At 64.0% G+C, this 19,954-nt stretch carries 19 protein-coding genes; 7 read left to right on the forward strand and 12 right to left on the reverse strand.

The window, feature by feature from the left end; genetic code table 11:
- Window positions 1–97: 97 nt before the first annotated feature.
- From LJX93_RS18705 to LJX93_RS18720, 4 genes are all read left to right on the forward strand, one after another.
- Complete coding sequence (locus LJX93_RS18705) at window positions 98–973, forward strand: urea transporter (RefSeq protein ID WP_033699402.1); 876 nt, start codon at window positions 98–100, stop codon at window positions 971–973.
- Window positions 974–1,028: 55 nt separating this feature from the next.
- Window positions 1,029–1,853 carry an ion transporter gene (locus tag LJX93_RS18710; protein ID WP_033699404.1) on the forward strand — a complete coding sequence of 275 codons (825 nt, stop codon included), beginning with the start codon at window positions 1,029–1,031 and terminating at the stop codon, window positions 1,851–1,853.
- A 92-nt stretch (window positions 1,854–1,945) separates the two neighbouring features.
- A complete protein-coding gene (locus LJX93_RS18715; protein WP_095063713.1) occupies window positions 1,946–2,944 on the forward strand; it encodes a sulfate ABC transporter substrate-binding protein in 999 nt (332 codons plus the stop codon).
- 149 nt (window positions 2,945–3,093) lie between these two features.
- Window positions 3,094–5,118, forward strand: coding sequence for a mechanosensitive ion channel family protein (locus LJX93_RS18720; RefSeq protein ID WP_047583649.1), 2,025 nt, complete (start codon window positions 3,094–3,096; stop codon window positions 5,116–5,118).
- Between the two features lie 56 nt (window positions 5,119–5,174).
- Here the strand turns inward: LJX93_RS18720 and LJX93_RS18725 are convergent, their stop codons facing one another.
- Together LJX93_RS18725 and LJX93_RS18730 are read right to left on the reverse strand one after the other, a co-directional pair.
- Window positions 5,175–6,101 carry a class I SAM-dependent methyltransferase gene (locus tag LJX93_RS18725; RefSeq protein ID WP_033699409.1) on the reverse strand — a complete coding sequence of 309 codons (927 nt, stop codon included), beginning with the start codon at window positions 6,099–6,101 and terminating at the stop codon, window positions 5,175–5,177.
- 48 nt (window positions 6,102–6,149) lie between these two features.
- Entirely contained in the window at window positions 6,150–7,046 is an 897-nt protein-coding gene (locus tag LJX93_RS18730) for a DMT family transporter (RefSeq protein WP_033699411.1), read from the reverse strand.
- A gap of 134 nt (window positions 7,047–7,180) precedes the next feature.
- Between LJX93_RS18730 and LJX93_RS18735 the strand changes: the two genes are divergently transcribed.
- The 3 genes from LJX93_RS18735 to LJX93_RS18745 all read left to right on the forward strand — a co-directional run bounded on the left by LJX93_RS18735 (window position 7,181) and on the right by LJX93_RS18745 (window position 10,366).
- Entirely contained in the window at window positions 7,181–7,618 is a 438-nt protein-coding gene (locus LJX93_RS18735) for an Lrp/AsnC family transcriptional regulator (protein ID WP_033699412.1), read from the forward strand.
- 470 nt (window positions 7,619–8,088) lie between these two features.
- Window positions 8,089–9,621 carry an NCS1 family nucleobase:cation symporter-1 gene (locus LJX93_RS18740; RefSeq protein ID WP_047583651.1) on the forward strand — a complete coding sequence of 511 codons (1,533 nt, stop codon included), beginning with the start codon at window positions 8,089–8,091 and terminating at the stop codon, window positions 9,619–9,621.
- A gap of 16 nt (window positions 9,622–9,637) precedes the next feature.
- Window positions 9,638–10,366, forward strand: a complete 729-nt coding sequence (locus tag LJX93_RS18745) for an aspartate/glutamate racemase family protein (protein WP_033699415.1) — start codon at window positions 9,638–9,640, stop codon at window positions 10,364–10,366.
- A gap of 119 nt (window positions 10,367–10,485) precedes the next feature.
- Here LJX93_RS18745 and LJX93_RS18750 read toward each other — a convergent pair whose 3' ends face one another.
- The 10 genes from LJX93_RS18750 to LJX93_RS18795 form a co-directional block, all read right to left on the reverse strand.
- Window positions 10,486–11,676 (reverse strand): D-amino acid dehydrogenase, encoded by a 1,191-nt coding sequence (locus tag LJX93_RS18750; RefSeq protein ID WP_095063715.1) that lies wholly within the window; start codon window positions 11,674–11,676, stop codon window positions 10,486–10,488.
- Between the two features lie 48 nt (window positions 11,677–11,724).
- The gene (locus tag LJX93_RS18755) at window positions 11,725–12,387 is read right to left on the reverse strand and encodes a hypothetical protein (RefSeq protein ID WP_033699417.1); all 663 of its coding nucleotides are present in this window, start codon (window positions 12,385–12,387) and stop codon (window positions 11,725–11,727) included.
- A gap of 275 nt (window positions 12,388–12,662) precedes the next feature.
- Entirely contained in the window at window positions 12,663–13,001 is a 339-nt protein-coding gene (locus LJX93_RS18760) for an FKBP-type peptidyl-prolyl cis-trans isomerase (RefSeq protein WP_033699418.1), read from the reverse strand.
- 449 nt (window positions 13,002–13,450) lie between these two features.
- Complete coding sequence (locus tag LJX93_RS18765) at window positions 13,451–14,239, reverse strand: PhzF family phenazine biosynthesis protein (protein ID WP_047583654.1); 789 nt, start codon at window positions 14,237–14,239, stop codon at window positions 13,451–13,453.
- 51 nt (window positions 14,240–14,290) lie between these two features.
- Entirely contained in the window at window positions 14,291–15,229 is a 939-nt protein-coding gene (locus tag LJX93_RS18770; RefSeq protein WP_033699420.1) for a 2-hydroxyacid dehydrogenase, read from the reverse strand.
- Between the two features lie 108 nt (window positions 15,230–15,337).
- Window positions 15,338–15,757: a hypothetical protein gene (locus LJX93_RS18775; protein ID WP_033699422.1), complete on the reverse strand. Its 420-nt coding sequence runs from the start codon at window positions 15,755–15,757 to the stop codon at window positions 15,338–15,340.
- A gap of 12 nt (window positions 15,758–15,769) precedes the next feature.
- The gene (gene ccmI / locus LJX93_RS18780; protein ID WP_047583655.1) at window positions 15,770–16,960 is read right to left on the reverse strand and encodes a c-type cytochrome biogenesis protein CcmI; all 1,191 of its coding nucleotides are present in this window, start codon (window positions 16,958–16,960) and stop codon (window positions 15,770–15,772) included.
- The gene (locus LJX93_RS18785) at window positions 16,953–17,441 is read right to left on the reverse strand and encodes a cytochrome c-type biogenesis protein (protein WP_033699425.1); all 489 of its coding nucleotides are present in this window, start codon (window positions 17,439–17,441) and stop codon (window positions 16,953–16,955) included. Before LJX93_RS18785 ends, ccmI begins: the two co-directional genes overlap by 8 nt.
- Window positions 17,438–17,974, reverse strand: a complete 537-nt coding sequence (locus LJX93_RS18790; RefSeq protein ID WP_095063717.1) for a DsbE family thiol:disulfide interchange protein — start codon at window positions 17,972–17,974, stop codon at window positions 17,438–17,440. The genes LJX93_RS18785 and LJX93_RS18790 overlap by 4 nt, the downstream gene beginning before the upstream one ends.
- A complete protein-coding gene (locus LJX93_RS18795) occupies window positions 17,971–19,944 on the reverse strand; it encodes a heme lyase CcmF/NrfE family subunit (protein ID WP_177326510.1) in 1,974 nt (657 codons plus the stop codon). The genes LJX93_RS18790 and LJX93_RS18795 overlap by 4 nt, the downstream gene beginning before the upstream one ends.
- Window positions 19,945–19,954 lie beyond the last annotated feature (10 nt).

Genomic DNA, 19,954 nt, shown 5'->3' on the forward strand with positions numbered 1-19,954 from the left:
GGGCAAAGCCCTCCCCGAACACCGTTACACCAGACCTGCGGACAACCCGAGGCCCAAAGAGGCCCACCGCTCAACCCTCAACCTTACCGACTGCCCCATGTACACCAAAAATTTCGTCAACCCGTGCCCTGACTGGGCGACGGCGCTGCTCAACGGCTTCAGCCAAGTGCTGCTGCTGCGCAACCCCCTGTGCGGCCTGTGCTGCCTGCTGGCCATCCTGCTGACCGCCCCCAGCCTGGTCGGTGGCGCCCTGCTCGGCGCCCTCGCCGGCCTGCTCACCGCACAACGGCGCGGCTACGACCGCGCCGACCGCCAGGCCGGCTTGTACTGCTACAACGGCGTGCTGATCGGCATCCTGATCAGTGCGGTGCTGCCATGGTCGGCCATCCTGCCGCCGCTGATCATTGCCGCTGGCGGGCTGTCGAGCATCATCACCCACCAGTGGCGCAAGCGCGGCGGCAAGTTGCTGGTCGCCTACACCGCCCCCTTCGTCCTTCTCGGCTGGGGTACCCTGCTGCTGGCCGAGCCCTCGGCCGCACTCCCTGTCGAAGCCGACCCGCTGTCTGCGCTGCTGCGTGGCGTGGGCCAGGTGTTCTTGCTCGACAAGCCAATGGCGGGCCTGCTGATCGTCATCGGCATGTACCTTGCAAATCCTTATGCAGCAACCTGGGCGGTGATCGGCTCTGCCATCGGCGCTGGTGTCGCATTACTGACCGACCAGGCGCAGGTAGCCTGGATGGGTTTGTACGGCTTCAACGCCGCATTGGCAGCGTTGGCGTTCAGCAGGCAGGGCGAGCGCCCAGGGGTGACACTGCTGGCGATTGCACTGGCCCTGCTGCTGCAACCCCTGTTCGCCTTGTTGCCGGTGGCCGGGCTGACCGCCCCCTTCGTCACAGCCTGCTGGCTCATGCACCTGGGCAACTACCTGGCTCAACTCAATCAGCGGCGCAATGCATCCCGCTTGCACAGCTGAAACGCAGCCCCTAGGCTCAGCCCATCGCTTTCTTTATCGCTTTGTGGACGAGCCAATGAACAACCCTGCGAGCCTGCGCGAGCGGCTCTACATCATCGTCTTCCAGACCGACACCGTGGCTGGAAGACGCTTCGACAAAACCCTCCTGCTGATCATCCTCGCCAGCCTGGTCACGGTGATCCTCGACAGCATCGACGCTGTCCATCAGGGCTACGCCGGCCTGCTGGCGGGCATCGAATGGGGTTTCACCGCGATCTTCCTGGCCGAATACCTGACGCGCCTGTACTGCTCGCCCAAACCCTTGCGCTACGCCTTCAGCTTCTACGGCCTGGTCGACCTGCTGGCGATCGTCCCTGGAGTCATCGCCCTCTATTACAGCGACGCGCAATACCTGCTGATCATCCGGGTCATCCGCATGCTGCGGATCTTCCGCGTGCTCAAGCTCGGCCAGTACCTCAAGCAGGCCAACTACTTGATGGCGGCGCTGCGCGGCAGCAAGCAGAAGATCATCGTGTTCCTGGTCACCGTGTCGACCCTGGTGACCGTGTTCGGCACCTTGATGTACGTGATCGAAGGGCCGGAGCATGGCTTTACCAGCATTCCCAAGGGCATCTACTGGGCGATCGTCACCCTGACCACGGTGGGCTTCGGCGACATCGTGCCGAAGACGCCGCTGGGGCAGGTGCTGTCGTCGCTGGTGATGATTACCGGTTATTCGATCATTGCCGTACCCACCGGGATTTTCACCGCCGAGCTGGCCAATGCCATGCGCGGGGAGCAGTTGCAGCATGACTGCCCCACCTGCCGCAAGAACAGCCACGAACACGGCGCCGCATTCTGCTCGCGTTGTGGCAATGCGCTGTTTCCCAAGCGGGAATAACCAAAGCGTTTTTTGTTCTTTAAACAGCAGCAAGGCACCCGCTATAGTCGCTGGCACTCTGCCCAATACTGTTCAAGAACAAGGAATGCGTCGTGAAAAAACTGTTCACTGCTTCGCTGCTGGCCGCGGGCCTTGCCCTGGGCAACTTCGCCCAGGCGGCCCCGACCCTGCTCAACGTCTCCTACGACGTGATGCGTGACTTCTACAAGGACTACAACTCAGCGTTCCAGAAGCACTGGGAGGCCGAGCACAACGAGAAGGTCAACGTGCAGATGTCCTTCGGCGGTTCGAGCAAGCAGGCGCGTGCAGTCATCGATGGCCTGCCGGCCGATGTCATCACCATGAACATGGCCACCGACATCAATGCCTTGGTCGATCACGGCAAACTGGTGCCGGACAACTGGGTGACCCGCCTGCCGAACAACAGCGCGCCGTTCACCTCGGCCACCGTGTTCATCGTGCGCAAGGGCAACCCCAAGGCACTGAAAGACTGGCCCGACCTGCTCAAGGACGGCGTGCAGGTGATAGTGCCCAACCCCAAGACCTCGGGTAACGGCCGCTATACCTACCTGTCGGCGTGGGGCTATGTGCTCAAGCAAGGCGGTGACGAGGCCAAGGCCCGTGACTTCGTCGGCAAGCTGTTCAAGCAGGCGCCAGTCCTTGATACCGGTGGCCGCGCCGCCACCACCACCTTCATGACCAACCAGATCGGCGACGTGCTGGTGACCTTCGAGAACGAAGCCGAAATGATCGCCCGCGAATTCGGCCGCGACCAGTTCGAAGTGGTCTACCCAAGTGTGTCCGCCGAAGCCGAGCCACCGGTAAGCGTGGTCGACAAGGTGGTGGCGAAGAAAGGTACCCAGGCAGTGGCCGAGGAGTACCTGAAGTACCTGTGGTCGCCAGAAGCCCAGGAAATCGCGGCCAACAACTACCTGCGCCCACGCGATGCGACAGTGCTGGCCAAGTACACCGACCGCTTCCCGAAAGTGGACTTCCTGTCGGTGGAGAAGACCTTTGGTGACTGGCGCACCGTGCAAAAAACCCACTTCAACGACGGGGGCGTGTTCGACCAGATCTACACCAATCAGTAATTGACCCAGCCAGTGTCGGCCTCTGTGGCAGCGGGTTTACCCGCGCAGAGGCCGGTGCTGGCAACACACCCCATCGAACTTTCCCCACCCCCACCAATCAGTTCCTTGAGTAACCCTGCCCCGCTCACCCCGGCCGAAGGAGTACTCCAGTGCTGCGTTACCTCTCCACCCTGCTGCTCGGCTGCCTGCTAAGCACCCATCTGCTGGCTGCAGACCCTGCACCTGCCGAAGAACAACCCACCGAACCGGAACCGGTCCTGCAAGGCGGGCTGCTCGGCGCCCTGGCCGACGGCCTGGACAGCGCCGCCCAGGAGCTCGACCTCGATGCCCACCTGGTCGATGCCTGGCGCCTGCGCACCGACCGTGCCGCCAAGGAAATGGAACGCCTGGTCGACCGCCATTCGGCCAGCGATTCGCTGCAGTTGGCGGGCAACTTCATCTTGCTGACCCTCACCTGGGCCGCCAGCTTCGCGGTGCTTACCAGCCTCGGCCGCTGGCTCAGCAAGCGCGCTTCGGCCACCCCATGGCTGAACGAGCGCCAGCGCGCCAGTAGCCTGCTCGGCTACCTGCTGCCCTATACCCTGCCGGCGCTGGCCAGCCTGCCGCTGACCCTCTACATCAGCCGTTTCCTCGACCCCTCGGTAGCCCGTGCCCTAGGCCTGAGCCTGGCCTACGCCACCAGCAGCGGCCTGTTCTCGACCTCGATCATCCTGTGCTTGATTACGTTGTTTGATGCCGGCCACAAGCGCCCTGCCGTGGCCGTGATCAAGCGCCTGGCCCCGCGACCGCTGTTTCTGATCGGCTTCCTGGCGGCCTGGAGCGATGCCTTGACCAGCCCGCAGATCGCCCGCCAGTTGGGCGGTAACATCACCGCCAGCATCGCCGTGTTCACCGGCCTGGCCGCCACGTTCATCTTCGCCAGCCTGGTGATCCGCCTGCGCCGCCCGGTGGCCCATCTGATTCGCAACCGTGCGCTCAAGGACCGCGTGCAACATCGGGCCGTGCAGGAAACCCTGCGGATCTTCTCGGTGCTGTGGTACCTGCCGATCCTGTTGATGATCCTGGTCTCGGCGATTCACCTGATCGGCGCCGGCGAAGAAAGCCAGAAGGCGCTGCAAAAGGCTTTGCTGACTACCGTGCTGCTGGTGTCCACGGTGTTTCTCAGCACCTTGCTGCAGCACCTGCTGGCGCCCCGCGAAGCGGATGCCGGGCAACGGGTTCGGCCTTACAAGGAACTGCTGCGCAGCCTCGCCCACGCGCTGTTGCGCATCGCCATGGCGGTGGCTTTCATCGAGCTGCTCGGGCGCATCTGGGGCGTTTCGGTGATCGGCTTCGCCCTGAGCAACAGCCTGGGCCAGGCTATCAGCAATTCGCTGTCGAGCATCGGCCTGATTCTGCTGGTGACCTGGCTGCTGTGGGTGGTCCTCGACACCGCCATCCAGGAAGCGCTGAAACCCGCGGTCGGGCGCCGCGCGGCGCGCCAGCCGAGTACCCGGGTGCGGACCATCCTGCCGATGCTGCGCAATGCCGTAAAAGTGGTGCTGATCGTCATCTGCACCATCACCACCATGGCCAACCTGGGCATCAACGTCGCACCGCTGCTGGCCGGTGCCGGGGTAATCGGCCTGGCCATCGGCTTCGGCTCGCAGCAACTGGTGCAGGACGTGATCACGGGGCTGTTCATCTTGATCGAAGACACCATCTCGATCGGTGACTGGGTAGTGCTCGACTCAGGCCACGCCGGCACCGTCGAAAGCCTGACCATCCGCACCCTGCGCCTGCGCGACGGCAAGGGGTTCGTGCATTCGGTGCCGTTCGGCCAGATCAAGGCAGTCACCAACCAGTCGCGCCAGTTCGCCTATGCGTTCTTCTCGGTGCAGTTCACTTACGACAGCGACGTCGATGAATCGCTGGCGCTAATCCACGAGGTGGGGCAGTCGATCAGCCACGACCCGCTGCTGCGCATCAACCTGCAGGGGCCGCTGCAAGTGTTCGGGGTGGACCGCATGGACTTGAACGGGTTTGTCCTGACGGCGCAGTTCCGTACCATTTCCGGCGGGCAGTATGCAGTTAGCCGGGCGTTCAATGAACGGCTCAAGAAACGTGTGGACCAGACCGAGAAGGTGAGCTTTGCCCAGGTGTATCCGCTGCCGGTACGCGCCGTTACTGCTTGATGCAGGCACGCCCGGCCCCTTTGCGGGGAAACCGCGAAGGGGCGCTACAGGAAGACTTAGGCCTGGCGGAATACCAAGGCCTTCAAGCCCCCCGCTGGGTCCGCATCAGGAAACTCCGGCGGGTTCTCCAGCCGCTCGACGAAGGCCAACGTTGGCGCCTGCTCGGCCATGCCCTCGATCAGAAATTCCGGGCCGATCGCCGGGTCGTTCACACACGCCAGCACCGTGCCGCCCTCGTTCAGCAACTCGGGCAAGCGCCGCAAGATCTTCGCGTAGTCCTGGGTCAACACAAAGCTGCCCTTCTGGAAGGTCGGTGGGTCGATGATGATCAGGTCATAAGGGCCGTACTTGCGCACCTTGCCCCACGATTTGAACAATTCATGCCCCAGGTACGCCACCCGCGACGCATCGTGGCCATTGAGCCGGTGATTGTCGCGCCCGCGGGACAACGCCGACTTGGCCATGTCCAGGTTCACCACCTGTTCGGCGCCACCGGCGATGGCCGCCAGCGAAAAACCACAGGTATAGGCGAACAGGTTGAGCACCCGCTTGCCCGCCGCCTGCTCGCGCACCCAGCGCCGGCCATAGCGCATGTCCAGGAACAGGCCGTTGTTCTGGCGCACGCCCAGGTCCAGCAGGTAGGTCAAGCCATCCTCGACCACCTCGCGCTGCTGGCAGGGCTCGCCCAGCAACCATTGGCCGGGGCTGTCCGGCAGGTAGCGGTGCTGGATGAGGATGGCCTGACCGGCCCATTGCGGGCGCTGGGCCAGGCTCTGCAGCATGCCCTCCAGCTCGGCCAGTTGGCCCTCCGGCGGCTCGCGAAACAGCGCTACTGACAGCACGCCCTGGAGCCAGTCCACAGTCACTTGCTCAAGGCCCGGCCAGCAGCGGCCGCGGCCGTGGAACAACCGGCGGGTTTCCTGCGGGGCGGGGTCGAGGGCGGTGAGCAGGTGTTGCTCGAGGGTCTGGATCGGCGAGGTCATGGCGGGTCGCAAGCTGGAAAAAGCGGCATTCTACCCTTGTCCGCCTCCTCAATGCTTGACTGCAACCCGCGCAGGGCGGAACCACCAGCCCTGCTGCATCCCCGCCGCCGCCAGCAGAATCAGCGCCACGCCGAGCCATTGCAGGGGTGCCAGCCGATGCCCGAAGGCCACCCAGTCGACCAGGATCGCGGCAATCGGGTAAACGAACGACAGCGCGCCGGTCAGTGCCGTAGGCAAACGCTGGATGGCGCTGTACAGCAGCACATACATCACCCCGGTGTGCACGATACCCAGGGTCACCAGGCTGGCCAATGCCGAAGTTTCGCCAGGCAGACCGCCCAGCTTGACCCACGGCGCCAGCAGCAGCACACCGGTTGCCACCTGGATCAAGGCGATCAGGTGCGGCGGCGTGCCTTTGAGGCGTTTGATGATCAACGCAGCGATTGCATACAAGAACGCCGCGCCCAGCGCCAGGCCGATGCCCAACAAGTAATCCTCGCCACTGCCCTGCCCCGCACCGTGGGCACTGACGATAGCCAACATGCCAAGGAAGGCGACACTCAGCCAGGTGACCTTGGCCAGGGTGATCTTCTCCCCCAGAAACACCGCTGCCAGCCCCACCAGGATGAACGGCTGCACGTTGTACACCGCCGTGCCGATGGCAATCGAAGCGCGCGAATAGGAGGCGAACAACAACACCCAGTTGCCAACGATGGCCACGCCGCTGGCAATCGCCAGCAAAAATGCGGTGCGGCCGATCACCCCCGGCTTGAGGAAGCCCAAGGCTGCACAGATCACCAGCAACGTGCCGGTGCCGAACACACACCGCCAGAACACCACATCGAGCACCGGCTGGCCCGACACCAGCACGAACCAGCCGATGGTCCCGGAAATCAGCATGGCAGCGACCATTTCCAGCGAGCCACGGCGCAATGAACTGTCCATCTCACACCTCCCGTTGACGATGGCAACAGTATGCAAAGGTCGGAGGGTGACCTTCCAGCGGATATAAAAGGCGTATCAGCCAACCTGCCTTTACTATCAAGGCAAATCAATCGAACAGCCTGACGAGGTGAAGCATGACCGATGCAATCGACCAACTGCTGATCAATGCACTGATGGAAGACTCGCGGCGTTCGCTCAAGGCCCTGGCGCAGATCAGCGGGCTGTCCGCCCCCAGCGTCAGCGAACGCTTGCGCCGCCTGGAGGAGCGCGGTGTGTTGCGCGGTTACACGGTGGATGTCGACCCGCGCAGCTTCGGTTATCAACTGCAGGCGATCGTCCGTATCCGCCCGCTGCCGGGGCAGTTGCAGGAAGTGGAGCGGCAAATCATTGCGCTGCCCGAATTCACTGAGTGCGACAAGGTGACCGGCGAGGACTGCTTCATTGCCCGCCTGCATGTGCGCTCGATGGAACAGCTCGACACCCTGCTCGACCGGATCAATGTGCTGGCCGAGACCAATACCGCGATCATCAAGAAAAGCCCGGTGAAGCGACGCCTGCCGCCGATGGATTGAATCTGCGGCCTAAAGAAAGCCACAGTGGAAAGCTGACTATTTTTTGTACACAAGAATGTCACCTTAGGTGCCATTTTTGTGTGCACTTTTCTCAGCCCTGCCCCAATACGTTACAACCTTTTCAGCGCCATTTCTGACCATTTGATCAACTAACAAGTGCACGCAAAAATAATAGCTGTTCAAATGGTCAACTTATATCGACGTTATTTCATTAACTTACCGTTCAACAAGATAGATTCAAAATAGTGGCAACTTCGATGTCGCTATTCGCCTGGCATGGAACTGGCTTTTGTGTGTTCATGTTTTGTATACAAGTTGAGCAAAACATAAATACACAAGAACTCGCGACGCCGACCAGAACCCGGCCGCCGCGCCCAGAACCCAGTGATGCCAATGCTGCACCGACGAGATGGCGAGCCCGTGCGCATTGCCCGCTCATCGCAGTCCACGTGCATCAGGAGCCTGCCGGAATGAGTACCAGCCTCAACCTTGCCCCTGAACTTTCCGTCGCCAGCAGCAACCCCGCGTCCACCCTTGCCGGGCCTGCGCCAGCACTTGACCTGAGCCCGCGCCTGCACAACCGCGACCTTGCCCCGACACGCCTCGAAGGCCGGCGCTGGGGCGGTTACAGCATCTTCGCGTTATGGACCAACGATGTGCACAACATCGCCAACTACTCCTTCGCCATGGGGCTGTTCGCCTTGGGGCTGGGCGGCTGGCAGATCCTCTTGTCGCTGGGCATCGGCGCTGCGCTGGTGTACTTCTTCATGAACCTGTCCGGCTACATGGGGCAGAAGACCGGCGTACCGTTCCCGGTCATCAGCCGCATCGCTTTCGGTATCCACGGCGCGCAGATACCGGCGCTGATCCGCGCAGTCATCGCCATTGCCTGGTTCGGTATCCAGACCTACTTGGCCTCGGTGGTGCTGCGCGTGCTGCTTACGGCCGTGTGGCCGCAACTGGCCGTGTACGACCATGACAGCATCCTTGGCCTGTCGAGCCTGGGCTGGGTGTGCTTCGTGGCGATCTGGCTGGTGCAGCTGGTGATCCTCGCCTACGGCATGGAGATGGTGCGCCGCTACGAGGCCTTTGCCGGCCCGGTGATTCTGCTGACCGTGGCCAGCCTGGCGGTGTTCATGTACTTCAAGGCCGACGCGCGCATCGCCTGGTCGGTGGCAGCGCCCCTGACCGGCTACGAGATGTGGCGCAACATCTTTGCGGGCGGTGCGCTGTGGTTGGCGATCTACGGCACTCTGGTGCTCAACTTCTGCGACTTCGCGCGTTCTTCGCCGTGCCGCAAGACCATCCGCGTCGGTAACTTCTGGGGCCTGCCGGTGAACATCCTGGTGTTCGCGATGATCACCGTGGTGCTGTGCGGCGCGCAGTTCCAGATCAACGGCCAGATCATCGACAGCCCGACCCAGATCGTCGCCAGCATCCCCAGCACACCGTTCCTGGTATTGGGCTGCCTGGCCTTCCTGATCGTCACGGTGGCGGTGAACATCATGGCCAACTTCGTCGCCCCGGCCTTCGTGCTCAGCAACCTGGCACCCCGCCACCTGAACTTCCGCCGTGCCGGCCTGATCAGCGCCACCCTTGCGGTGCTGATCCTGCCCTGGAACCTATACAACAGCCCGCTGGTGATCGTGTACTTCCTGTCGGGCCTCGGTGCCCTGCTCGGCCCGCTGTACGGGGTGATCATGGCCGACTACTGGTTGCTGCGCAAAGGCTGCATCAACGTGCCGCAGCTGTACAGCGAAGACCCGGCTGGCGCCTACCACTACACCAAGGGCATCAACCTGCGCGCCGTGGCCGCCTTCGTGCCGGCCGCACTGCTGGCCATCGTCCTCGCACTGGTGCCCAACTTCCACAGCGTGGCGCCGTTCTCCTGGTTGATCGGTGCCGGTATCGCTGCCGCCGTCTATTTGCTGATCGCGCCACGCAACCGCCATTACCTGGATGTCAGCGGCGAGTGCATCGCCGTCGACCACAGCAGCCACTGATCAGGGAGAACCGTCCATGCGTATTCTGATTGCCAACGTCAACACCACTGAAGCCATCACCGAGGCCATCGCCGAGCAGGCACGCGCCGTTGCCGCGCCGGGTACCGAGATCATCGGGCTGACCCCGTGGTTTGGTGCCGAGTCGGTGGAAGGCAACTTCGAAAGCTACCTGGCCGCCATCGCGGTGATGGACCGGGTGCTGGCCTACGAGGGCCCCTACGACGCCGTGATCCAGGCCGGCTACGGCGAGCACGGCCGCGAAGGCCTGCAGGAGCTGCTGAACGTGCCCGTGGTGGACATCACCGATGCAGCCGCCAGCACTGCCCTGTACCTGGGCCATGCTTACTCGGTGGTGACCACACTGGACCGCACCGTGCCGCTGATCGAGGACCGCTTGAAGCTCTCTGGGCTGTATGACCGCTGCGCCTCGGTGCGCGCCAGTGGCCTGGCGGTGCTTGAGCTTGAAGCCGACCCGCAGCGTGCCGTCGAGGCCATTGTTGAACAGGCCGAACGCGCCGTGCGGGAGGACAAGGCCGAGGTCATCTGCCTGGGTTGCGGTGGCATGGCCGGGCTGGATGAGCAGATTCGCCAGCGTACCGGTGTGCCGGTGGTCGATGGTGTGAGTGCAGCGGTGACCATTGCCGAATCGCTGGTGCGCATGGGCTTGAGTACCTCCAAGGTACGCACCTATGCCACGCCGAGGGTAAAGAAGGTGGTGGGCTGGCCGATGCGCTTCGGGCGGTAAGGGGGCTTCGTCAAGACCAGCCACTTCGCGGGGCAAGCCCGCTCCCACAGGTGCGCTATTCTCCAACGCAGCGCAAATACCTGTGGGAGCGGGCTTGCCCCGCGAAGTGGCCGGTGCAGTCAGCGCAACATCCTGGCCAACCGCTCCCCACTGCCACAGGCCAAGGTAAAGCCTAGAGCCCCATGCCCCAGATTCAGCCACAGGTTTCGGTAAGCCGTAGCACCAATGATCGGCACCCCGGTAGGGGTCGCCGGCCGCATCCCCGCCCACTCTATCGCCTGCCCGTAGTCGGCGGCATCGGGCAACGTATCGAGTGCCAGCCGGCGCATGCTGTGGAGCCTGCGCGCATCCACCGATTCGTCGAAGCCGACGATGTCCACCATCGCTGCAACCCGCAATTGCCGGTCCAGGCGGGCATAGACGATCTTGCGCTCGTAGTCGGTAAGGCTGAGTTCTGGCGCCCGATGTTCCGTGTTGATCGGCGCTGTCAGGCTGTAGCCCTTCAGCGGATAGACCGGCAGCCTCAAGCCCGGTAGCGCCAGCCGTGCACTGCGATGGCCCGCGCACAGCACCAGGCGCTGAACGTCAACCTGCTCGCCCCCCAGGTGCAGCGCAACGACCTGCTCCTGATGGGCGATCAGCCGCGTCACGGGCCTGCCAAGCAGGAACCGGCACTGCCCGGATGCGCGCAAGCGCTCGGCCAGGCGTTCACAAAAACGGTGACAGTCGGCGACTTCCTCTTCAGGCGTCAGAACCCCGCCCACGAACGGCGCCTCGGCCAATGCCGGCTCCAGGGCGCGCAGTTCGGCAGCATCGAGCACCCGTTGGCTGCTCCGATCAAGCAGGCGCTCACGCCCATGGGCGAACGCCCGCTCGCTGCGGAAGGCGACCAGTTTGCCGTTACGCCGCCAGGCGAAATCGGTGAGCCCATCGGCCTCGCGCCAACGCGCCAGGGCGGCCTGGCTTTCCAGCGCCAACGTCAGCAGTTGTGCACCGTTGCGGCGGTTGACGCTGCGCCGGCAGGCCAGCATGAACGCCATCAACCAGCGCCACTGCGCCGGGTCCAGGCGCAACCGCAAGCGCAGCGGCGAGTCCCCCTGCAGCATCCAGCCCAACGCCTGCCAGAGCACACCGGCGTCGGCCAATGGCGCCACATAGCGGTAAGACAGCTGCCCGCCGTTGGCGAAACTGGTGGCAAACGCCAGGCGGTCCCGCGCCTCGATCAGGTCCACAGCCAGCCCCTCGCGCACCAGCGCATAGGCTGTCGCCAGGCCAATCACCCCGCCGCCAATGATCGTGACTTTTTGCATCTTGCAGTGCCCCTGCTTCGGCTTCCCTGCCAAGACAGTAACAGCGGATCAGGTCGGGCAGCTATGCGCGCCGTCGTTGAGGCCTTGGCGCACGTTGCGGCTGAGCAGGCTGGCCTTGCCGTCGTGCCAGGTCAGGGTCAGCACGTACAGCGTGTCGAAATCATCGCCGTTCCAGTCCTCGGTGATCACCCGCTCTTCACCCAGGGCCTTGCCGGCCACGGTATTGATGAGTTCGGGGAGGTAGCCGTGGGACCAGGCCGTGTAGACCGTCGCGTTGCGGTATTTGTCGCTCAGCAGTTCTTCGGCCAGCTCGTCGGTATCGTTGGCGCCGTAGTCGATGTTCACCGGCAGGCCCAGGCGGATGGCGCTGGGGGTGATGGTCATCAATGGGCGGATATAACTGTAGCTCTCGTCCTTGCTGCCTTCCTCGACATGCCGCGACGGGTTGGCGGCGAATACGTAGTCGGCATTGCCGAAACGCTCCGGCAGCAACGTGGCCAGGTCCAGTGCACGGTTGAGGCCTTGGCAGTTCAGTTGCCCCAGCCCTTCGCCGGGTTTCTCGGCATGGCGCAGAAACACCAGGGTCTGCGTGCCATCAGCCGGCTGGGCGCGGCTTTCGACAGCTTCCAACGCCAGCGGTATGGCTACAGCTGTGAGCACTAGGCTTAGCAGCAGGTGGCGACGACGGCGGAGAAACGTTGGCAACTTCATCAAGGCAGGCTCATGTGGCAGAGAGAATCGAGTTGACCCGCCACCTTGCCCGGCGCCGCAGCCGCGAGGCGTCCTTGTAGTGAGTGCCATCCTTGGCAACGAGTGAGAGTCAGAGTGCCTTCAACCCGTTTGGTTCCTCCCTGGCGTGTGATTGCCGATCCTTGAGCAAGGCTTAGGTTAGGGGATGGGTGTTGCTGAAATATGTATTCCTTGCGCAATTTTCGGGGGTGGTGTGCATGCCTTGAGGTTTGCACACCGAAAACCACATCAATCACTCAATCATCCCGCGTCAGCACTTCCAGCAGTTCGATCTCAAACGTCAGGTCCGAATGCGGCGGAATCGCCCCCACACTGCGCTCGCCATAGCCCAACTGCGCAGGCACCTGCAATTTGCGCTTGCCGCCAACGCGCATGCCCATCAGGCCTTGGTCCCACCCTTTGATCACCCGACCGGTACCGATCACGCACTGGAAGGGCTTGCCGCGCGACCAGGACGAATCGAACTCGCTGCCGTCGGCCAACCAGCCGGTGTACTGAGTGGTGATCAGGGCGCCTTTGACGGCGGCCTTGCCGTCGCCGTCGACGAGGTCGATGATCTGCAGTTCGCTGCTCATGGCATGCTCCAACGCTGAAAAATCAAAGCCGCCCTTTTCTCAGGAATGCACAGGTTTGGCAAGCGCAGTCGGTGTTTCATGCTGGCGCATTGACCGCAGATTCGCCCGAGAGACAATGACTGGGGATGGCTTTGGGGTTTATAGGTGCATGTCTGGGGTTTTGCAGCGCCTATGAAATCGAGCGCCGCCCGCGCGGCGCATCGCGACGCAAGGCCGCTCCTACATCTGTTTCGGGCCAGTGAGGCCTGTGCCATTGGCGCGCGACCGCCTTGTTTGTACGACGCGATATCGAGGTGGGCACCAAGAGGCCGCGCGCCATTACCCCAGGAATAACTGGCCCGAAACACATGTAGGAGCGGCCTTGCGTCGCGATGCGCCGCGCGGGCGGCGCTCGATTTCATAGGCGCTGCAAACCCCAAGGCCTACACCTTTAAACCCACACACCCAACTCAGATAAACACACTCCCCCGCAGGTACAACGCCCCCCGCCCGCTAATGATCACCCGGCCATTGCCCGGCACTTCGCAACGCAGCTGCCCCTTGCGCGCCCCACCCTGCTCACAGCTCAAAACACCCTTGCCCAACCGTTCGGCCCACAACGGCGCCAGCGAGGTATGCGCCGACCCCGTGACCGGGTCCTCATTCACACCAACCCGCGGACCAAACCAACGGGTGACAAAATCATACCCGCGGCCCGGCGCAGTCACGGCGATACCGCGCACAGCAAAAGCCGACAGCGCAACGAAGTCCGGCTTCAGCGGGTCAAGCAGCGAGGCGTCATCGATCACCACCACATAGTCGTCGGACTGGTACACCGCCCGCGCACCGCTCAAGCCCAGCGCCTCCAGCAAGCCTGCCGGCACCTCCACCGCCACCGGCTGCTTGGCCGGAAAATCCATCGCCAAAAGCCCATCAACACCTCGGCTGACGCGCAATTCGCCACTGCGGGTATTGAAACGCAGCACTGGCGCCTGTTCACCCAACTGCTCGAACAGCACATACGCCGAGGCCAGGGTGGCATGGCCACACAGGTCGACTTCGACCGTCGGGGTGAACCAACGCAGGTCGTAACCCTCGCCGTTGCGCACGAAATAGGCGGTTTCGGACAAGTTGTTCTCTTCGGCGATACGTTGCAGCACATCGTCTGGCAACCAGCTTTCCAGCGGGATCACCGCCGCCGGGTTGCCACCGAAGGGTTCAGCGGAAAACGCATCGACCTGGAAGATCTCGAGTTGCATGCACACACTCCTTGTTGGCCGGGCCGCTGCCGGGCACCTGAATGAAAAGGGTCAGTCGCGTACCGGGGTCAGCACCGGCTCGCCGGCGAAGAACGCCTGCAGATTGCCCAGCACCAACATCACCGTGTCCCGCGCAGCCTCTGGCGACTGGCCAGCCACGTGCGGGGTCAATACGGTGTTGCCGAGGGCCTTGAGGGCATCGGGCACCTCGGGTTCGTCATCGAACACGTCCAGCGCAGCGCCGGCAAGCTGCCCGCCCGCCAGCGCCACCACCAGGGCCTGGGTGTCCACCACGCTGGCACGGGCGATATTCACCAGGTAACCCTCGGCACCCAGGGCTTCAAGCACCGCAGCATCGACCAGATGACGAGTAGTGGCGCCGCCAGGCGTGGCCACCACCAGGATGTCGACGGCATCGGCCAGGTGCAGCGGGCTGTCGTACCAGGTGTAAGGCACGCTCTGACGAGGGGTGCGGCTGTGGTAGCTGATGCTCATGTCGAAGCCGAGGTTGGCACGTTTGGCGATCGCCAGCCCCACTGCGCCCAGGCCGAGAATGCCCAGGCGCTTGCCGCTCACCGAAGGGCTGATTACCCGGTTCCACTCGCCGCGGCGGGTACTGGCGTCGGCACGGGGAATGTCGCGCAGCAGCGCCAGCAGCATGGCCAGGGTATGGTCGGCGACTGCGCTGGCATTGGCCCCGGCGCCGTTGGTGACGGTAATACCACGGGCGGCGGCGGCGGCCAGGTCGACCTGCTCGTAGCCGGCCCCGATCACGCAGATGATCTGCAATGCGGGCAGCGCATCGATCTCTGCGGCAGTCAGGCCCAGCGGGCCACGGGTGAGCACAGCATCGATTTCATGGGCGTGGCGCTGGATGGCATCGGCACGCAGTTGCGGCGAGGGGGCGCGAATCAGCCGATAACCCGCCTGTTCCAGCAAGGGCAGGTAATCGTCGACGGTTTCTACCAACACCAGGACTGTCTTGCTCATGCCACCTCCGCGTCTGATCGAAGGGGCATTATGCGGAGTCAGCGGTCGGTACAGTCAATCGGTAATTGAGCAGGCAACTGTACTGTACCGGGAGGGCATCTCTGATGCCTATTGGGCGAAGGCACGCCCGAGGCCACCTGGCACACCGCTGCTGTCGGTGCCCTGCCATGGGCCATCCGGGCTCAGCGACCAGCTCCAGCCGCCGTCGTAGCGGTAATAGGTGCGCTGGCGATAGAAGGTGTTGGGCTTTTTCTCCAGCACGTATACGCCCAGTTTCGGGTCCCAGTGGCTGGCACCCCCTGGCGGCGGGGCGAAGCTGGCAGAGGTGCGTGGCATCGGCTTGGGGGTGGCCGCAGGTTTGCTTGGCGAGGTCGAAGGCTGCCCGCCCGGCAGCGGCTTGACCACCGGCCCCTGGTGCGGCGGCACCCGCTCGATCGGCGGCGCCGGCTGCTCGTAAGGCTCATGCACCGTACACGCGGACAAACCCAGGGCAAGGGTGATCAGGGTCAGGCGGACGGTGCTGTGCATGGCAATGCTCTCTTACGGGTCAGGGCTGTCGATGGTGAGGTGCTGCGTGGCCTGGGTGGCAGTGGCCAATGGCGAACCCTGGCCGATCCACTCGCCGTGGGTCGGTTGGCCGGCACGCGAGACACGGGCAACCAGTTGGACTTCGGTAAAGTCCGACAGTTTCATCTGCGGCATCATCGCGTCGGCATCGGACAACTCCACCTCGATCGGCAACTGCGCCACGGTCACCCGCTTGGCCGCCAGCGGCATCGGCGGGCCGTTACTGGCACGGGCGAAGATGAACACCGTGTCGTCAGGCTTGACCTTGTCCTTGAGCGCCGCAGCCAGCTCCACCCGCACCGTCAGGCGAGCAACCACCGGCGCCACGGCCGGGCCAGGCTCACTTCCCAGGCGCTCGGCAGCACGGTCGATACCCCCCTGCAAGGCGGCACGCGATGCATCGCCTTCGGGCAGTTGCGCCAGCAGGCGCTTCCAGTAGTCGATGGCTTCCTGGTAGCGCTCCCCCTCGAACGCGGCAATACCGCGCAGCCCCAGGCTGGTCACTTCGTTGGGGTCGGCCTTGAGGGCTTCGTCGGTCAGTGCCTGCAGCTGCGGGTTCCATTGCTTGTCGGCAGCGAAGTACTGCGCCTGGGCCCACTGCCCGAGCAACTCGGGCTGGCGCCCGGCCAAGGCCACCGCACGCTCGAACGTACGCGCCGCATCGGCGGGACGCTGCTCAGCCATGTACGCACGGCCCAGGAAATACAGGGCCTCGGCCGAATCTGGCTGGGCCTTCACGACCCGTTCAAGGCGTGTGGTCATCTCCTCCATGGTCTTCGGCGCCTGGGCAAACTCCTGGGTCAGCTCAACCTTGTCGGCCGCGCCAAAATGCAGGTACAGCCCCAATGCCATCAGTGGCACCAGCACCGCCGCCAACAGCGGCAGGGTTTTGCCCAGATGGCCCTGGCGTGGGGGCTCGCTGCCTTCGGTGTCGGCCAGCAGCTCGCGGGCCGCCTCGTCACGGCCCTTGGCCAGTTGCGCCTCGTCGAGCACGCCAGCGGCCTGCTGGGCCGCCAGTTCGGCAACGCGTTCCTGGTACAGGGCAACGTTCAGGGCGGTGCGGTCTTCCTCTTGCTGACGGCGACGGCCACGCAGGATCGGGATCAGCAGAAAGCTGAGGGCAGCGAGCAGCAGGAGGCCCGCGCTAAGCCAGAATTCAATCATGGGTCTGTTCTTTTTCCAGCAGTTTGGCGAGACGCTCGCGTTCTTCGACGGACAGCTCATTGGCACCGTGGGCCACCGTGGCGCGGCGGCGACGCACAATCACCGCCAGCACCACGAAGCCGCCGGCCAGCAAGACCCCCGGGCCGAACCACAACAGCCAGGTACGCGCGCTGAGCGCCGGCTTGTACCGCACGAAATCGCCGTAGCGGTCGACCATGAAGTCGACGATCTGCGCGTTGTTCTTGCCTTCGCCCAGCATGCGGAAGATCTCGCGGCGCAGGTCGGCGGCAATAGGCGCGTTGGAATCGGCAATGTCCTGGTTCTGGCACTTGGGGCAGCGCAGTTCCTTGGTCAGTTGCTGGTAACGCTCACGTTCGGCGTCGTCGCGGAACTGGTAGGTATCGATGGCCGCCCTGGCCACACCGGCCAGGCCCAGGCCAAGGGCCAACCCCAGCACCACGGCTGCCAGCCCCCGCCTCATGGCTTGGCCTCATCGACCAGGCCCTGGTACAGCGGCGCCAGCTGTTCGCGCCAGACGCTGGCATCGACGATACCCACGTGCTTGTAGCGGATGATGCCCTTGGCGTCGATCAGGAAGGTTTCCGGCGCGCCGTACACGCCCAGGTCCAGGCCCAGGGTGCCCTGCTCGTCGCGGATGTCCAGCTGGTACGGGTTGTGGTATTCGGCCAACCACTTCAACGCGGCACCATTGTCGTCCTTGTAGTTGACCCCATGAATCACCACGCCTTGCTCGGCCAGCTGGTTCAGGTACGGGTGCTCGACCTTGCACGACGGGCACCAGGTGCCCCACACATTGACCAACGCCGGGCGGCCCAGCAGGTCGGCCTGGGTCAGGTTGCGGTCACCCTGCACCGAGGCCAGGGCAAATGCCGGGAAGGGCTTGCCGATCATCGCCGAGGGCAGCTCGTCGGGCTTGAGGAACAGCCCCTTGTAGAGGAAAACCGCCACCAGCAGAAACACCGCCAGTGGCACCACCATGATCCAACGCTTCATGCAGCTGCTCCAGACACGCCCAGGACATCACGCACCCGGGTCTTGACCTTGACGCGGTAACGCCGGTCGAGGGCCGCCAGCAACCCGCCCAGGCCGGTCAGCAGACCGCCCAGCCAGATCCAGCGGACGTATGGCTTGATATGCACGCGCACCGCCCAGGCACCGTTTTCCAGCGGCTCGCCCAGGGCGACGTACAGGTCGCGGGTGAAACCTGCGTCGATGCCGGCTTCGGTCATCATCGACTGCTGCACGGTGTACAGCCGCTTCTCGGGGTGCAGCGTGGTCACTTCACGGCCATCGCGGGACACCACCACGGTGCCTTTGTCGGAGATGAAGTTCGGCCCCTCGAAGTGCTTGGCGCCCTGGAACAGGAAGTGATAACCACCCAGCTCGACACTTTCGCCCGGCGCCATGCGCAGGTCGCGCTCGGCACTGTTGTTGCTCGACAGCACCACGCCCAGTGCGCACACTGCCAGGCCAAAGTGCGCCAGCTGCATGCCCCAGTAGCTGCGGGTGAGGCCGCGCATGCCCCTGGCCAGGCCCTTGTGACGGGTTTTTTCGAGCACATCACGCAGCCCGCTGAGCACCACCCAGGCCGCGAGGGCAAAGGCGGTCAGCGTAGGCCAGTCGAAGTCGTCGACGATAAAACCGGCGACCGGGGCCAGTACCGCACTGCCGATCAGCACCGGGGTCATCATGTTCGCCAGCCACTTGCCGGGGGTGTCCTTCCAGCGCACCACCACACCGAAGCCGAGCACGACCATCAACAGTGCCATCAGCGGCAGGAACAACGCATCGAAGTACGGCGGGCCGACCGACAGCTTGGCCCCGGTCAGGGCATCGAGCACCAGCGGGTACAGGGTGCCGAGCAGAATCATCGACGCCGCCACCACCAGCACCAGGTTGTTGGCCAGCAACAGCGTCTCGCGCGACCACAGGGCAAAGCCGACCTGGCTCTTGACCACCGGCGCGCGCAGGGCGAACAGGGTCAGCGAGCCGCCCACCACAAACAGCAGGAAGATAAGGATGAACACGCCGCGTGACGGGTCGGCGGCGAACGCGTGCACCGAGGTCAGCACCCCGGAACGCACCAGGAAGGTGCCCAACAGGCTCAACGAGAAGGCTGCGATCGCCAGCAGCACGGTCCAGCTCTTGAACACCCCACGTTTCTCGGTCACCGCCAGCGAGTGGATCAATGCGGTGCCCACCAGCCAAGGCATGAACGAGGCGTTTTCCACCGGGTCCCAGAACCACCAGCCCCCCCAGCCCAGCTCGTAGTAAGCCCACCAGGAGCCCAGGGTGATGCCCACACCGAGGAAGGCCCAGGCGACGATGGTCCACGGCCGCGACCAGCGCGCCCAGGCCGCATCAAGGCGCCCGCCGAGCAAGGCGGCGATGGCGAAGGCGAAGGCCACCGAAAAACCGACATAGCCCATGTACAGCATCGGCGGGTGGACGATCAGGCCGATGTCCTGCAGCAGCGGATTGAGGTCGCGACCGTCGGTCGGCACTTGCGGCAGCAGGCGCTGGAAGGGGTTGGAGGTGATGATCAGGAAGCTCAGGAAGCCCACGCTGATCATGCCCATCACCGCCAGCACACGGGCCAGCATCACTTGCGGCAGCTGGCGCGAGAACACCGACACGGCGAAGGTCCAGCCCCCCAGGATCAACGCCCAGAGCAGCAGCGAGCCCTCGTGCGCGCCCCACACGGCACTGAACTTGAAGTACCAGGGCAAGGCGCTGTTGGAGTTGCTGGCCACATAGGCGACCGAGAAGTTGTCGGTCATGAAGGCATGGGTGAGGCAGGCGAAGGCAAAGCTGAGGAAGGCAAATTGCCCCCAGGCCGCCGGCCGCGCCAGGCTCATCCACAGGCTGTCACCGCGCCACGCGCCGAGCAGCGGCACGCTGGCCTGCACGGCGGCAAAACAGATGGCCAGGATCATCGCCAACTGGCCGAGTTCGGGAATCACCAGCGCCGCG

This window comes from Pseudomonas sp. HN2-3 (genome assembly GCF_020691745.1).
Lineage (GTDB): Bacteria > Pseudomonadota > Gammaproteobacteria > Pseudomonadales > Pseudomonadaceae > Aquipseudomonas > Aquipseudomonas capeferrum.

What these genes read in the sequence shown, in the direction of transcription:
- ccmI (WP_047583655.1), bottom strand. Translation starts at nt 16,960, where the DNA reads ATGATTGAATTCTGGCTTAGCGCGGGCCTCCTGCTGCTCGCTGCCCTC.
- LJX93_RS18705 (WP_033699402.1), top strand. Translation starts at nt 98, where the DNA reads ATGTACACCAAAAATTTCGTCAACCCGTGCCCTGACTGGGCGACGGCG.
- LJX93_RS18785 (WP_033699425.1), bottom strand. Translation starts at nt 17,441, where the DNA reads ATGAGGCGGGGGCTGGCAGCCGTGGTGCTGGGGTTGGCCCTTGGCCTG.
- LJX93_RS18730 (WP_033699411.1), bottom strand. Translation starts at nt 7,046, where the DNA reads ATGGACAGTTCATTGCGCCGTGGCTCGCTGGAAATGGTCGCTGCCATG.
- LJX93_RS18735 (WP_033699412.1), top strand. Translation starts at nt 7,181, where the DNA reads ATGACCGATGCAATCGACCAACTGCTGATCAATGCACTGATGGAAGAC.
- LJX93_RS18775 (WP_033699422.1), bottom strand. Translation starts at nt 15,757, where the DNA reads ATGCACAGCACCGTCCGCCTGACCCTGATCACCCTTGCCCTGGGTTTG.
- LJX93_RS18755 (WP_033699417.1), bottom strand. Translation starts at nt 12,387, where the DNA reads ATGAAGTTGCCAACGTTTCTCCGCCGTCGTCGCCACCTGCTGCTAAGC.
- LJX93_RS18760 (WP_033699418.1), bottom strand. Translation starts at nt 13,001, where the DNA reads ATGAGCAGCGAACTGCAGATCATCGACCTCGTCGACGGCGACGGCAAG.
- LJX93_RS18725 (WP_033699409.1), bottom strand. Translation starts at nt 6,101, where the DNA reads ATGACCTCGCCGATCCAGACCCTCGAGCAACACCTGCTCACCGCCCTC.
- LJX93_RS18790 (WP_095063717.1), bottom strand. Translation starts at nt 17,974, where the DNA reads ATGAAGCGTTGGATCATGGTGGTGCCACTGGCGGTGTTTCTGCTGGTG.
- LJX93_RS18765 (WP_047583654.1), bottom strand. Translation starts at nt 14,239, where the DNA reads ATGCAACTCGAGATCTTCCAGGTCGATGCGTTTTCCGCTGAACCCTTC.
- LJX93_RS18710 (WP_033699404.1), top strand. Translation starts at nt 1,029, where the DNA reads ATGAACAACCCTGCGAGCCTGCGCGAGCGGCTCTACATCATCGTCTTC.
- LJX93_RS18750 (WP_095063715.1), bottom strand. Translation starts at nt 11,676, where the DNA reads ATGCAAAAAGTCACGATCATTGGCGGCGGGGTGATTGGCCTGGCGACA.
- LJX93_RS18740 (WP_047583651.1), top strand. Translation starts at nt 8,089, where the DNA reads ATGAGTACCAGCCTCAACCTTGCCCCTGAACTTTCCGTCGCCAGCAGC.
- LJX93_RS18770 (WP_033699420.1), bottom strand. Translation starts at nt 15,229, where the DNA reads ATGAGCAAGACAGTCCTGGTGTTGGTAGAAACCGTCGACGATTACCTG.
- LJX93_RS18745 (WP_033699415.1), top strand. Translation starts at nt 9,638, where the DNA reads ATGCGTATTCTGATTGCCAACGTCAACACCACTGAAGCCATCACCGAG.